Origin of the sequence: Streptomyces sp. 11-1-2, assembly GCF_003595545.1 — a bacterium.
In the GTDB taxonomy this organism is placed as follows: domain Bacteria; phylum Actinomycetota; class Actinomycetes; order Streptomycetales; family Streptomycetaceae; genus Streptomyces; species Streptomyces hygroscopicus_B.
In genome coordinates this window covers 5,297,272-5,311,372 of sequence record NZ_CP022545.1, presented here as the reverse complement: position 1 = coordinate 5,311,372, position 14,101 = coordinate 5,297,272, and the positions used below count along the sequence as shown (strand labels likewise).

Genomic DNA, 14,101 nt, shown 5'->3' with positions numbered 1-14,101 from the left:
GCGCGGCGAGGCGGGGGTCTCTCAGCGCGTCGTGCGCGACGGGTCGGGGGCCGCTTCCGCTTCCGCCGGGGAGTACGTCGCCGACGTGGCGATGACGCGCGAGGCACCATCCGCCCGGTGCAAACGCATCGCGGCGACCGTCGTCACCACGCCCGTACCGGCGAGCGCCGCACCCGTCCAGGCGACCGCCGGGTAGCCCCAGCCCAGGTCGATGACGAGGCCGCCGAGCCACGGGCCCACCGTGTTGCCGATGTTGAAGGCCGAGGTGTTCGTCGCGCCCGCGAGCGTGGGCGCGGCGTTCGCGAGGTTGAACATCCGGGCGTTGAGCGCGGGCGCGGTGAAGAAGGCGGTGAAGCCGAGCAGCAGCGCCAACGTCACGGCCGCGACCGCGCTGTGCGCGGTCAGCGCCAACGCGCTCAGCACGACCGTCGAGGCGGTGATGCCCCCGAGCATCGTGCCGAACAGATGCGCGTCCGCGATCCGCCCGCCGAGCACCGTACCCAGCAGCGCGCCGACCCCGAACAGCGCGAGCACGGTCGGCACCCAGCCCTCGTCCAGCCCCGCCACATCCGTGAGCAGCGGCCCGAGGTAGGAGAACAGGCAGAAGACCGCGCCACCGCTGAGCGCGGTGGCGGCCAGCGCCAGCCACACCTGCCGGTCGCGGTAGATGCGCAACTCGGCCCGCAGCCGGGGCCGGTCGTCCCCGGTCGGCACCTCCGTACGCGGTACGAGCGCGACGACTCCGACCAGCCCGAGCGCCGACAGCCCGGCCACCGCCCAGAAGGCGGCGCGCCACCCCGCGTGCTGCCCGAGCAACGCCCCGGCGGGGACCCCCGCGATGTTCGCGATGCTCAGCCCGCCGACCATCACCGCCATCGCCTTCGCCCGCGCGTTCACCGGCACCAGCGATACGGCCACCGCGGCGCCCACCGCCCAGAACCCGGCACACGCGAGCGCGCTGACGACCCGCGAGGCGAACAGCACCCCGTACGACGGCGCCAGCGCCCCCGCGATCTGCCCCAGCCCGAACGCCGCCAGCAGCGCCATCAGCGTCGTCCGCCGCGGCAACCGCAACGTGGCCGCCGCCAGCACCGGCGCCCCGACCACCATCCCGATCGCGAAGGCCGATATCAGCAACCCGGCCGTGGGGATGGACACCCCCATGTCCCGCGCGACGGGTTGCAGCAGCCCGGACAGCATGAACTCGGAGGTACCGAGAGCGAAGACGGACAGCCCGAGGACGTAGACCGCCAGGGGCATGCGGGAGCGAGCGGAATCCGCTGGGGAGGAGGAGGGCATGCCAGGCCCAACGCCACGGCATGACCTCGGCATTCCTGCGCGGAACATCGGGATGTGCGCTTCTCGAACATTCACTCGATGGCGTGGAATGTGATGCGGCCATGCCATGCCATGCCATGCCATGACGGCGGTGGTGATCCTGGGTTCGTTGCGCGCGCCTGTCAGCCGTGGTTGGCTCGCCCGATGGAGCTTCTGTTGACCGCGAGTGGCCTGCGCAACGAGACACTGCGGGATGCGCTGCGGCACATGCTGGGAAAGCCGTTCGGGTCGGCGAACGTCGTGTACGTTCCTACGGCGTCCGTTGCCGAGCCCGGGGACCACGGGTGGTTCGTCGCGGACCTGAACCGGCTGCACGGCCTTGGCTGGCGGGAGTTCGACGTCCTGGAGCTGAACGGCCTGCCCCGGCAGATGGTGCTCGACCGGCTGCTCCACGCTGACGTCATCTATGTCGAGGGCGGCAGTCACTACCACCTTGCGCGCAGCATCACCGGCAACGGCCTGGCCGACGGCTTCCTGGAGGCGCTGGAGAGCCGGGTCTATGTGGGGGTCAGCGCCGGATCAATGATCTTCAGCCGTAATCTCACCGGACACTCCGCCGACGTCATCGGGGACACCACGGACCTCCACGTGCTCGGCGCGACGACCGTGGAGCCGCCGTTCGGTCTCTTCGACTGGTATCTCAAGCCCCACCTGTACTCGCCGGATTTCCCCGAGCGGGACGACGCCTGGGCTGATCGCATCGTTGCGCGGGCGGACTTCCCGATCTACTTCATCGATGACGAGACGGCCGTTCGCGTCAGGGACGGCAAGGTGGATGTCATTTCTGAAGGCCGGTGGCGGTTCCATCCGTGAGAAGACCTGCTGGAGGGCGTCGACGGTCGTGGCGCGGTTCTTGCGCAGCGGGCCGAGCGGGACCATGCGCAGCTCGGGGTCGAGCCGCGAACGGCACATGTTACGCACTGAGCAGCTCCAGCTCCGTGGCCATGTTGCGGCGCGCGGCCTCCTCCCACCGGTCGTGCCCCTCCGGCGTACGGAAGAGGCGGGACAGGCCCAGCAGGTGGCGGAGGACGTTCGCGCGGCCCTCGCGGAAGGCGTCGTCGGGGACGAAGCCGTACTCCTCGCGGACCGCCGCCGCGTAGGCGCCGTAGGCCGCCGGGGAGCCCGCCAGTACGGCGAGGTCGGCGTCGCAGAGGACTTCGCCGTTGGTGTCGCCCTCGGCGGGGTCGTGGTCGCGGGTGACGAGGACGAGGCGGACGGTTTCGGCCGTGCGGGGCGCCGGGACGGCCGCCTCGGTGAGGGCGCGTTCGGCGAGGCGGGCGCTGCGTTCCTCGTTGGTGGAGCGGTCGGGGAGGTAGACGGCGTCGTGGAACCAGGCGGCGAGCCGGATGGCGGCGGGGTCGGGGGCCTGGACGTGCGGGAGCAGCTCGTCCACCCGGTCCAGGACCGCGAGCAGATGATCGGTGGTGTGGTAACGGCGCTGGGGTTCGGCCCAGCGGGTCAGGAGGTCCTCGCCGTAGGGGCGGGTGACGGAGCCGTGGCTTCGCGGGCGCTGGTGAGGAGGTCCGTCCAGCGGGTGAGCAGGGCGTCATGGGCCGGATGGCGGGCGGGCGCGGGTGCGGGCATGGGCCAATTGTGGGGTAGCGGTTTGCCCTCTTGCGCGGTGTGGCAAGCTGTGGACCATGTCTAGACCAATTCTCGAGGTGATCGCCCTGAACCTGGCGGACGCGATCGCCGCACAGGCCGGAGGGGCGGACCGCCTCGAACTGGTCACCGACATGGCCGCCGACGGGCTCACCCCCTCCCGTGAGACCTTCGCCGCCGTCCGATCGGCCGTGGACCTGCCGGTACGGGTGATGCTCCGCGCCGCCGACGGCTTCGCGGCAGGGGACCCCGCCGCGTTCGACGCGCTGTGCGAAGCCGCCGCGGCGCTGCACTCGGAGGGGGCGGACGAGTTCGTCCTGGGCTTCCTGACCGACGACGGCGGGGTCGACCTGGCCGCCGTGACCGCGCTGACCGAAGTCGTGCGGGCGGGCGGCGGCGTGGACGAGAGCCGCTGGACCTTCCACCGGGCCATCGACCGCGCCGCGGATCGCGACGGGCTGCGCAAGCGGCTCGCCGACATCCCCGGTCTCGACACGTATCTCACCGCCGGGTGCGCGCGCGGCGTCGACGACGGTCTGCCGACCTTGGCCGAGGAGGCGGCGCGAACCGGTACGCCGGGCTACGAGCCGCGCATCATGGCCGGTGGCGGGCTGCGCCTCGACCATCTGTCCGCCCTGCGCGCCGCCGGGATCGACGCCTTCCACATCGGCGGCGCGGCCCGCCCGGCGGGATGGGCCGGCCCTGTGGACGCGGCCGCGGTCGGCCGGTGGCGTACGGCCCTGGACGCGCCCGTTCCGGTCGCCTGAGGCCGGGCCGCGCGGCGCGGGGGTCGGGGCCGCGCGGCGGCTGTGCCGACAAGCTTCTGCTGAGTGCTGGGCCTGCACACCAGGTCCGAAAACCGGTCGGAAACCGGGGTTCGATACCGGGCGGGTTCTGCCCGGTATCGACCGTACGGTCATCCGCACGGCACACAACACCTCACGGGAGCTTGCCATGCACTTCGCCTCGATCCGCATCATCACCGAGGACGTCGCCCGGATCGTCGACTTCTACGAGCGGGCCACGGGCCTGACGGCGAAGCGGTACACGGACGACTTCGCCGAGTTCATGACGTCCAGCGGAACCCTCGCCCTTGCGAGCACCCGCACGGTGCGGGGGCTCGGTGAGCAGGCGCCCCGGCCCGCGTCGAACCAGAGCGTGATCGTGGAGTTCCGCGTCGCCGATGTCGACGGCGAGTACGAGCGGCTCAAGGAGTTCGACGTCGAGATCGTGAACGAGCCCACCACACAGCCCTGGGGCAACCGTTCGCTGCTGTTCAAGGACCCCGACGGCAATCTCGTCAACTTCTTCACGCCCGTCACCCCGGACGCCCTCAAGCGAGCCGAGCAGCAGGCCGCCGAGGCCAAGGCGTAACGGTCGGCTCAGCTCAGCCGCTCCGGCAGCGCCGCCCCGTGGACGACCGTCAGCCCCGAGACCGCACGGGTAAGGGAGACATACAGGCGGCGCAGCCCGGTGCGTTCGTCCGGCTCGCCGTCGACCACCGCGGCCGGTTCGTCCAGCACCACGTAGTCGTACTCCAGGCCCTTGGCCAGCGTCGCCGGGACGAGGGTGAGCCGGGCCTCGGCGCTGGTCTCCTCGCCGGGGGAGAGGTGGGTCAGGCCCGCCGCGTCGAGGGCCTCGGCCAGGGCCGGGACGCGGGCGTCGGCCGCGATGAGGCCGACGGAGCCCTCGTGGGTCAGAGCGTCGTGGCACGCGGTGATCACGGCCGCGTCCAGCTCCGCCGGGTCCACGGGCCGTACGGAGAAGTCGCCGGCCGCCTCGCGGATCGAGGTGGCCTCCGACAGGCCGGGGGCGATGGCGGGCAGCAGCCGCGAGGCGTACGCGATCACCTCGCGCGGCACCCGGAAACCCTGGGTCAGCTCCTCGATCGCCGCCCCGTCCTTGCCCAGATGGGTCAGGGCCTCCTCCCAACTGGCCGTCGCCCATGGGGTGGTGCCCTGGGCGATGTCGCCGAGCACGGTCGCCGAGCCGGTGCTGCAGCGGCGGCCGACCGCGCGGTACTGCATGGGCGACAGGTCCTGCGCCTCGTCCAGGACCACATGCCCGAGGGACGGGGTGCGCTCGATGAGATCGGCGGCCTCGTCGATCAGCACCAGGTCCGCCGGGGACCACTTCGCGGACTTCACACCGCGCCCCGGCTTCGCCCACAGGACGGTCTTCTGCTCGTCGGCGTCGAGGACGCCCTCCGCGTGCTCGGCCAGGAAGTCGGCGTCGGAGAGCAGCCGCAGCACCAGCTTGGCCGGGTCGACCGGCGGCCAGACCGCCTTGACCGCCGCCTTGACGGCCGCGTTGCGCGCGACCGCGTCCTGCACTCGGTCGTCGGGCGCCTCGCCCGCCTGCTCCATCCGGACGAGCACGGCGTGCGCGATGCGTTGTGGAAGCGCCTCGCGGGCCGCGCCGTAGCGGATGTCGCGGGTGAGCAACTCCTCGACCATCTCCTCCAGTTCATACGCGGGCACCCGCCAGCGGCGTGAACCGCGCACCACCACACAGGGTTCGGTGGGGGCGGTGACATACGAGCGCAGGGCGCGGCGCAGCACCTCGGCCAGCCGCGCGTCGCCCTTGATACGGGCCGCGTCGGCGGAGTCGGTGCCCCGCGCCTCCGCGCCCAGGGACGGGCGGGTCACCAGGTCCTCGACGGTCGCCTGGGCCACCTGCAACTCGCCGAGGGCGGGCAGGACCTGCTCGATGTAGTGGAGGAAGGAGCGGTTCGGGCCGATGACGAGGGTGCCGGAGCGGGCCAGCCGCTCGCGGTGCGCGTACAGCAGATACGCCACCCGGTGCAGCCCCACGGCCGTCTTACCGGTGCCCGGCGCCCCCTGGACGCAGATGGTGCCGCCGATCCCCTGGCGGACGATCTCGTCCTGCTCCGGCTGGATGGTCGCGACGATGTCCCGCATCGGGCCGACGCGCGGGCGCTCGATCTCGGACTGGAGCAGCTTGCTGGTCTGCTGCGCCTCGGTGGGGTCGGAGAGCCTTTCGTCCTCGTACGCCGTCAGCTCGCCGCCCGTGTAGCCGAAGCGGCGGCGCAGCGCGATGTCCATCGGCGCGGTCTTGGACGCCTGGTAGAAGGGCTGGGAGACGGGGGCCCGCCAGTCGATGACCATCGGGTCGCCGTCCGCGTCGTGCACATGCCGGCGGCCGATGTAGAAGCGCTCGCCCTCCGCGCCCTCCGCCGTCTCCGCACCCGGTGCGTGCAGATAGTCGAGCCGGCCGAAGAAGAGCGGGGTGCCGGAGAGGTCGGCGAGGGCCTTGATGCGCTCGCTGACCTGGTGGTGCAACGCCGCGGCGTTGACCCAGTTCGCGGCGACGTCCCGGAGGTCGAGGGCCTCGACGTCGGCGCGCATGGCGCGCAGCGCGGCGCGGGAGTCGGTCAGATGGGCGCGCTCCCGCGTGAGGGGGTCTGCCGCGTGGGGGGCCGGGAGAGGGGCTGGGAGGGGGTCCGAGCGAGGGTCTGAGAGGGGATCTGCGTGGTCAGGGGCGTGCGAGGGCACGGCGTAGCCTCCGGCGAGCGAGTACACAACGAGTGCACAAAGCGAGTACACAAAGCGGGTGCGCGGTACGGATGCGCGGTCAGAGATGCCGACCGGTTTCCGTCCGGGCGGCGGCTCTCCCGTTCGGAACGCGGGAGGCGGCAAGACCGGCGATTGTAGCCAGGGCATGTCCGGGAGGCGAATGAATTATGACCGCCCCGGGGGAAGGGGCCGGGCGGGCTCCCATGTCATGGCCATGGAAGCGTGCCCAACGGCCGTGGGTGACTCGTGGTGGGCCGAACGTCAGACGTCCTCGTCCGCGAGCAGTTCGCTCGCGTCCACGATCCGGTACGCGTACCCCTGCTCGGCCAGGAACCGCTGCCGGTGCGCCGCGAAGTCCTGGTCGAGCGTGTCGCGCGCGACCACCGAGTAGAAGACCGCCGGGTGCCCGTCGGCCTTCGGGCGCAGCACCCGGCCGAGCCGCTGGGCCTCCTCCTGACGGGAGCCGAAGGTGCCGGAGACCTGGATGGCGACCGTGGCCTCGGGGAGGTCGATGGAGAAGTTGGCGACCTTCGAGACGACGAGCACCGACAGCTCGCCCTCCCGGAAGGCGTCGAAGAGCTTCTCCCGCTGGGCGTTGGTGGTCTCGCCCTTGATAACGGGCGCGTCCAGGTGCTCGCCCAACTCGTCGAGCTGGTCGATGTACTGGCCGATGACCAGCGTCTGCTGCCCCTTGTGCCGGGCGACCAGCGCCTCGGTGACCTTCCGCTTGGAGTCGGTCGTGGCGCAGTAGCGGTACTTCTCGTCGGTCTCGGCGGTCGCGTACGTCAGCCGCTCGGCCTCGGTCAGGTTGACCCGGACCTCGACACAGTCGGCGGGCGCGATATAGCCCTGCGCCTCGATCTCCTTCCAGGGCGCGTCGAAGCGCTTGGGTCCGATGAGCGAGAAGACATCGGACTCCCGGCCGTCCTCCCGGACGAGCGTCGCCGTGAGCCCGAGCCGCCGCCGGGCCTGCAGATCGGCGGTGAACTTGAAGACGGGCGCCGGCAGCAGATGCACCTCGTCGTAGACGATCAGGCCCCAGTCGCGGGAGTCGAACAGCTCCAGATGCGGGTAGACGCCCTTCCGCTTGGTGGTGAGCACCTGGTACGTGGCGATGGTGATCGGGCGGATCTCCTTCCGCGTACCGCTGTACTCACCGATCTCCTCCTCGGTGAGCGAGGTGCGGCGAACCAGCTCGTGCTTCCACTGCCGGGCGGAGACGGTGTTGGTGACCAGGATCAGGGTGGTCGACTTGGCGACGGCCATCGCACCGGCCCCCACCAGCGTCTTTCCGGCACCGCAGGGGAGCACGACGACACCGGAACCGCCGTGCCAGAAGCCCTCCACGGCCTGCGTCTGATACGGCCGCAGCGCCCAGCCGTCCTCGTGCAGCTCGATGGAGTGGGCCTCGCCGTCCACATACCCGGCCAGGTCCTCGGCGGGCCAGCCCAGCTTCAGCAGCGTCTGCTTGATCTGTCCGCGCTCGGAGGGGTGGACGACGACGGTCTCCGGGTCGATCCGGGCGCCGACCAGCGGCTGGATCTTCTTCGACCGCAGGATCTCCTCGAGGATCGGGCGGTCGCTGGTCTCCAGGACCAGACCGTGGGTGGGGTGCTTGAGCAGCCGCAGCCGCCCGTAGCGGGCCATGGTCTCCGCGACGTCGACGAGGAGGGCGTGCGGGACGGGGTAGCGGGAGTACGCGACGAGGGCGTCGACCACCTGCTCGGCGTCGTGCCCGGCGGCGCGGGCGTTCCACAGCCCCAGCGGGGTCACCCGGTAGGTGTGGATGTGCTCGGGCGCCCGCTCCAGCTCGGCGAAGGGCGCGATGGCGCGGCGGCAGGCGCCTGCCTGCTCGTGGTCCACCTCGAGCAGGAGCGTCTTGTCGCTTTGGACGATGAGGGGTCCATTCACGCGCCTGGGTCCTTTCGTGCTGCCGGCCAAAGAACCAGTGTCCCCCATCGAGAAGGCGTGGCGAAGAGCCGCAGGGATACAACGGGCGGCTACGGGCAAGCGGCGAAGACGGAACGGACCGACGGAACCGCGACGACAGCGCCGCGACAACAGAGCCATGGGCGGGAGGGAGTCCCTGTGATCAGCATCGCTGGATGGAAGATCCGGCGGACGGCGGACAAGAGGACGACGGTAAAGCGGACGGCGGAGAAACGGTCGGCGGAGAAGAAGCCGGGGGAGAAGAAGCCGCGGGAGGGTTCCCGGACGACGGGCGGCCAGAAGGCGGCGAGCGGCGAGAAGAGGGCGAGCGGTCAGAAGAGGGGGCCGCGGGCGGGCGGGGCTCTGACGAAGGGGTCCCGGACGACAAAGCCTCAGTCCACGAAGTCGCAGACCGCGAAGCCTCAGTCCGCGAAGCCTCAGTCCGCGAAGCCGTCGCAGACCGCGAAGGCCCAGGCTGCGAAGCCTGAGTCCGCGAAGGCCCCGTCAACGAAAGCCCGGACCGGGAAAGCCCGGATCGCCGAGCCTGTCAAGCCTGCCAAGCCCGTGGAGCCCGAGGGCACCCAGGAGACGGCGCTGCTGCAGCGCAGGTCGTTCGGCGCGCGCGCCGCACGGTTGCTGGTGCTGGTCCTGGCGTTCGTCTGCATGGTCGGCTTCGCGGCGGCGCTCGCCAAGGCCACGCTCGTGCCCCAGCCCGGCTCCGTCGACCTCGTCCACACCAATCTGCATCCGGGACGCTCGCTGCACGCCTACGTCGACCAGCCCGCCTTCCAGGACACGGTGAAGCAGATCGGCGGCAATGTGCTGCTCGGTGCCCCCTTCGGGGTGCTGCTGCCGATGCTGCTGCCCAAGGCGCGGGGCGCGGTGCGGGTGGTGGTGGTGACGGCCTTGGTGATGGTGGCCGTCGAGACCGTTCAGGGGCTCATCGTCGAGGGCCGGGCCTTCGACATCGACGACGTCATCCTCAACACCTCGGGCGCGCTGCTCGGCTACGTCGTGATCGGCCGCTGGCTCGGCCACGCCCTGCACCCCCGCCGCCGCCACTGGTGGCACCGGTGGACCCGGCGGGGGACCGAGGTACCGCCCGCGGCGTGAGCTGTCCCTACGTGCCGTGGCCCCCAGCCCGCGGATCCAGCCCGCGGACGCCCTGCGGGCGTGTCCTCAAGCGCCGGACGGGCTGATTTCAGCCTACGTCGCGTCCTCGGCCAGTTCGGCGGCGCCCGTGATGCGGTGCAGGGGGTACGTACGGACTTCGTCCGCCGTGTGGTCGTAGGCCGTGACGAAGCCGCCCTCGACCCGGACCGGGGCGATCACGCGCTGGGTGGCCGCGCCGTTCGCATTGACATAGCCGATCCAGACGTTGGAGCCGGTCAGGGCCGCGGCCTGCATGGTGGCCAGGGTGTCGGCGGAGGTGGTGCGGGGCAGCCGGTCCCCGCCGGCGGCGGCCCCGGAACGAGCCCCGGAACCAGGCCGAGAACCAGCCCCGCCACCGGACCGGGAACCAGCCCCGGAGCCAGCCCCGGCATCCGGCCCCGACCCGGCTCCGGACGCGGCGGCCGGTTTGTGGGGCGCGGTCGCGGCGAGGTCCCCGGCCCGGATGGCGCGTACGGCCGCGCCCAGCAGGGTGGCGTCGGCCACCGGCGGGCCCTCCGGGACCGGAACGGGCGGTGTACGGGGCGGGGTGCGCTGGGCTTCGGGGCGGCTGACCAGCACATCGCCCTCGGCGGACTCGGCAGCCGGGGCGTACCCCATCGCCCGCAGCCCCTCCAGCAGCGTGTCCGGCGGCGCCTGGGCGGCCAGGACGGTGGGGGCGAGGCGGCGCAGCCGCAGCCCCGCCGAGCGGCGGTCGGCGAGGATCTCGGCGAGCAGCGCGTCGTCGTCGCAGCGCAGATACGCGGAGGCGGTGCCGATGCGCAGTCGGCCGTGCTTACGGGCCACATCGTTGACGAGATAGGTGAGCGGCTGGGGCACGGGGGTGCGGGAGTGCGCGGCGAGGAAGGTGTGGACATCGTCGGCGGTCCGCCCGGCGTCCAGCGCACGGCGTACGGACTCGGGCGTGAAGCGGTACACGGTCGCGCCGCCCTTGGACTCGACGTCGGCGAGGATGCCCAGCGTCTCGGCGAGCGGCCGTTCCAGGGGGCCGGGCGCGACGGCGGTCAGGTCGGCCTGGAGCAGGACGTGGTCGAGGGGCTCGGGGAGCAGCGGCGCGAGCAGCCGCGCGGCGTGCGCGGACGCGATGTCGCTCCTGGCGGCCGGCGGCTCGTCCGGGTGGCGTTCCAGCAGGGCGCGGCCGTGGGAGGAGAGCGCGCCCCGGCCGGTGATCCCGAGCATTTCGGCCTCGGCCACGGCCCAGCGAGCCAGCCGCGAGCGCAGGTCCTCCCTGGTGGGGGAAGCGGCGCTGGGGATGGACCCGATGGGCGAGACGGCGCTGGCGGCCGACCCGCTGGGCGAGGAGGCGCCAGGGGCGGCACCGGCCGAGGCGGGGGCCCCGCGGTGGCTGGTCGGCCGCTCCCACCGCAGCCGGGTCAGCACGACGTCGGGGGTGGCCGCGGCTCCGGGCGGGAGGGTGGCCAGGAGTTCGAGGACCCGGCGGCGGACCTCGGGGGCCGGGGAGCGGTCCAGGTCCGGGCCGAGCGCGGCGAGAGTGCGGCCCCGGTTGTCCCGGCCGCCGACCAGCCCCGCCGTACGGGTCGCGGGCAGCCACGCGGCGGCGAGCCGCGCCCAGCGCTCCTCGGCGGGGAGCCGCAGCCAGTCGTCGTAGGCGGGGGTGGGGGCGTAACGCTCGTCGGTCTCACCGTCGGAGGCCACCAGCCCGGCCGCGTAGGCCAGCTCGATCCAGAAGGCGGCCACCGGTTCGGCCACGTCGAGTGTCACGGTGGCCCGCTTGAGGTCCCGGACGCTCAGCCCGCCCGCGCGCAACACGGGAGGTCCGGCGGTCTCCCACTGCCCCAGCAGCTCCTCGACGGTGGCCAGGGCGGTGAAGGCCTGCCCCGCGGCGGTGTTGTCCACAGCCTGTGGATCGTGCTCGGCGGTCGGCGAGAGCGGCGGGGCCAGCGGCTCGGGGGCGCGGTGCGCCCGGCCGTGGCGCAGATGCAGGGCGACCTCGCGGGGCAGCACCACGTTGCGCGGCCCGGACGGCAGCAGCAGTCCGCGGTCCAGCAGCCAGCCGACGGGCGGGGTGGGCGAGGCGACGGACGCCTCCCCGTACGGCGGTCCCCAGGTCAGCTTGGACAGCACGCCCGCCGCGCCCGCCGGTGCCCCGTCCAGCAGGGCCGCCATCCGGGCGCGGTCCTGGAACAGCTCGGCCAGGGTCGCCACCGCCGTGACCGGGTCGTGCGTGGGCGGCAGCCCGGCGCCCGCCAGCAGCTCCTGCAGTCGGCCCGGAGACATCCCGGACGTGGCCTCCTGGACGGTCGGGCCGAGACCGGTCGGGGAGGGTGAGGTGGGCGAGGGCGCGAGCAGTTCGCGGGCGGTGCGGACGAGGCGGAGCCGGTCGTCACCGCCCCAGACCAGGGCCTGGTCGCGCAGGGTGGCCACGGCACGCGGCAGCTCGGCCGCGATCGCCGCACGTTCCTCGGCGCCCAGGGCGGCGTCGGTGCCGGATGGGGGGCTGGAGGGGGTGGCGGGGCCGAGGGGTGAGGCGGCGTCGGGACCCTGAACATCCCCAGCACCGTCGGCTTCCCTCGCCCTCCGGGCGTCCCTCTGACCCGCGGCCTCCTCCGCGCCCTCATCGCCCGTCAGCAGATCCCGCAGGGTTTCGTACGGGCACGGGTCGGGCGCGACCGCCAGCGCCTCGGCGGTCTGCAGCGCGAACCGGTCGAGCCGCTCCACGGCCCGTACCACCGAGGCGCGGGTGCCGGCCCGGGTGGCGAGCTGGGTGAGGTCGTTCGGGACCGGGGAGAGCAGATCGGGGCGGGCGCGCAGCAGGGCGGCGAGGGCGTCGTCGGGCCGGGTCCGCAGCTCCTCGGCGAGTGTGCGCGGCATCCCGCGACCACGGTTGCCGTGGTCGCCGTCCCATGGGCCGGTGTCCCGTGGGCCGCCGTCCCCGTGGCCGGTGTCCCCACGGCCGGTGTCTGCGGGCAACTCATGCCTCCCGGTTGCGCGAGCTGGTCTCTTCGGGCATTTCAGCCTTCCCGATTCCATGAACTGCTCATTCGATCCACAGTACCCGCGGGGTGCGGGACGCAGGGGGTGCGGCGGGACTCCGCTTCCGCGCGGTACCGTCGGAGCCGACTGATACGCCGACCGTGCGCATTCTCAGGGGTCTTGGTGGGGATCGAGAGCGAAAAGCTCGTCTACGACTATCTGAGCCGTGTCGGTGACCTGGCTCAGCAGCAGGGTTTGTCGTCCGGTGAACGCATGCGACTGGTCTCCGGGCTGCGGGCCGATATCGACCATCGCCGGACCACCGGAGGGGCGGACAGCCCGGCCGGGGTGAAGCGGATCCTGTCCAAGCTGGGTTCACCGGCCGACGTGGTGGCCGCCGCGGGCGGTCGGCCCCCCGACCCGGGCTCGGGAACGGGCGCTGAGCCGGGCCCGGCGGGTGGTGGCGCGGTCGGCGGTGCGGGAGGTGGCCCGGTCGGCGGCGCGGGCAATGGAGCGGGCGGCGGTGGGTCGCCGCGGGGAGCCGCCGGGGCGGCGCGGGCGGCCCGCGACAGACTGGCCGGGCTCGCCAAGAGCAGCGGTCTCACCGGTAAGGTCCCCACCCCGCGCGAGGAGGACGCCCCGGGGGCGCCCGGCGCCGGCCGGAACGGCGGCGGCCCGGGCGACGGCTCCCCCTCCCTGCTCAAGCCGAGGCCCTCCACCCCCGCCCCGTCCCCGTCCAACGCCGCCTCCCCGCCACATCTCGCGGGGGAGGACGAACTGAGCCCGCGCGAGTCCAACATGGACTGGTGGCATGTGGAGGCGGGGCCGTTCGCCCAGCCCGAACAGCGCGACGCGCAGTACGGCTCGGTCGAGGGGTTCACCGGCGGGATCGAGATCCCCGAACTGCTCGGCAAGGGCAAGACCGTCGAGCAGGAACGCCAAGAGCGGCGGGAGGCCGAGGAGAAGGCGGCGGAGGAAGAGGCCGCCGCCGAGGCCCAGGCCGCCGAGCAGGCGAAGGCCAAGGCCGCGGCCGGGGCCGGGGCCGGGGGCAAGCAGCGCGGTGCGCTGCGCCGGGTGCTGCTCGGGCCCGGTAAGGCGGCCGATCAGCCCGCGGGCGGGGGCGGGGTCGGCGTCGCCAAATGGCTGGCCGGGCTCGGCCCGATACTGCTGGTGGCGGTCGGACTCCTCGTGGCGGGCGCCGCCATGGGCAACATCATCCCGATCGCCTTCGGCTGGGTGATCGCCTACTACGGCACCTACCGCCACTCCCCGGCCGGGGCGAAGTGGGCCTCGATGGGCATACCCGGTCTGGTCGCGGCCGGAGCCGGGGTCTGGCTGTGGGGCCGGGCCGCCCGCAAATGGGGCCAGCCGATCCCCGAGGACGGGTGGAAGGACGCGCTGACCGACACCTGGCCGTTCATCGTCCGGGGCGCGGCCATCGCCTCGGTGCTCTTCCTCCTGTGGCGCGCGAGGCGCAAGGGCTGAGGTCCGAGGGCCCGGTGGGGGGTTTGCTCTGGCAGCTCCCGTGGGGTTCACGCCGGGCTGCCGTGCGGCTCGCCGGGAAGCAGGCGCTGGGCGGTGCCGGCCCCCGC

General features: G+C 73.1%; 9 protein-coding genes and 1 pseudogene. 5 read left to right on the top strand and 5 right to left on the bottom strand.

Annotation, left to right across the window (positions count from 1 at the left end):
• Positions 1 to 21: 21 nt before the first annotated feature.
• Positions 22 to 1,260: a Cmx/CmrA family chloramphenicol efflux MFS transporter gene (locus CGL27_RS22150; RefSeq protein WP_119989531.1), complete on the bottom strand. Its 1,239-nt coding sequence runs from the start codon at positions 1,258 to 1,260 to the stop codon at positions 22 to 24.
• Positions 1,261 to 1,482: 222 nt separating this feature from the next.
• On the opposite strand from CGL27_RS22150, the gene CGL27_RS22145 reads away from it, so the two are divergent.
• Positions 1,483 to 2,151, top strand: a complete 669-nt coding sequence (locus tag CGL27_RS22145) for a Type 1 glutamine amidotransferase-like domain-containing protein (RefSeq protein WP_119989529.1) — start codon at positions 1,483 to 1,485, stop codon at positions 2,149 to 2,151.
• Positions 2,152 to 2,251: 100 nt separating this feature from the next.
• Here the strand turns inward: CGL27_RS22145 and CGL27_RS22140 are convergent.
• Positions 2,252 to 2,922: pseudogene (locus CGL27_RS22140) on the bottom strand (hypothetical protein).
• A gap of 56 nt (positions 2,923 to 2,978) precedes the next feature.
• Between CGL27_RS22140 and CGL27_RS22135 the strand changes: the two are divergent.
• Together CGL27_RS22135 and CGL27_RS22130 are read left to right on the top strand one after the other, a co-directional pair.
• Positions 2,979 to 3,707: a copper homeostasis protein CutC gene (locus tag CGL27_RS22135; RefSeq protein ID WP_119989528.1), complete on the top strand. Its 729-nt coding sequence runs from the start codon at positions 2,979 to 2,981 to the stop codon at positions 3,705 to 3,707.
• 187 nt (positions 3,708 to 3,894) lie between these two features.
• Positions 3,895 to 4,314, top strand: a complete 420-nt coding sequence (locus CGL27_RS22130) for a VOC family protein (protein WP_119989526.1) — start codon at positions 3,895 to 3,897, stop codon at positions 4,312 to 4,314.
• A gap of 8 nt (positions 4,315 to 4,322) precedes the next feature.
• On the opposite strand, the gene CGL27_RS22125 is transcribed toward CGL27_RS22130, so the two are convergent.
• Positions 4,323 to 6,308 carry an AAA family ATPase gene (locus CGL27_RS22125; RefSeq protein ID WP_240450597.1) on the bottom strand — a complete coding sequence of 662 codons (1,986 nt, stop codon included), beginning with the start codon at positions 6,306 to 6,308 and terminating at the stop codon, positions 4,323 to 4,325.
• A 429-nt stretch (positions 6,309 to 6,737) separates the two neighbouring features.
• On the bottom strand, positions 6,738 to 8,387 hold the full coding sequence (locus CGL27_RS22120; protein WP_119989524.1) for a DNA repair helicase XPB: 1,650 nt from the start codon (positions 8,385 to 8,387) through the stop codon (positions 6,738 to 6,740).
• A gap of 582 nt (positions 8,388 to 8,969) precedes the next feature.
• Here CGL27_RS22120 and CGL27_RS22115 point away from each other — a divergent pair.
• Entirely contained in the window at positions 8,970 to 9,518 is a 549-nt protein-coding gene (locus CGL27_RS22115) for a VanZ family protein (protein WP_237299001.1), read from the top strand.
• Between the two features lie 93 nt (positions 9,519 to 9,611).
• On the opposite strand, the gene CGL27_RS22110 is transcribed toward CGL27_RS22115, so the two are convergent.
• Positions 9,612 to 12,407, bottom strand: a complete 2,796-nt coding sequence (locus CGL27_RS22110) for a helicase C-terminal domain-containing protein (protein WP_240451003.1) — start codon at positions 12,405 to 12,407, stop codon at positions 9,612 to 9,614.
• Positions 12,408 to 12,692: 285 nt separating this feature from the next.
• Here CGL27_RS22110 and CGL27_RS22105 point away from each other — a divergent pair, with 285 nt between their 5' ends.
• On the top strand, positions 12,693 to 13,994 hold the full coding sequence (locus CGL27_RS22105; RefSeq protein WP_119989520.1) for a hypothetical protein: 1,302 nt from the start codon (positions 12,693 to 12,695) through the stop codon (positions 13,992 to 13,994).
• Positions 13,995 to 14,101: the final 107 nt, after the last annotated feature.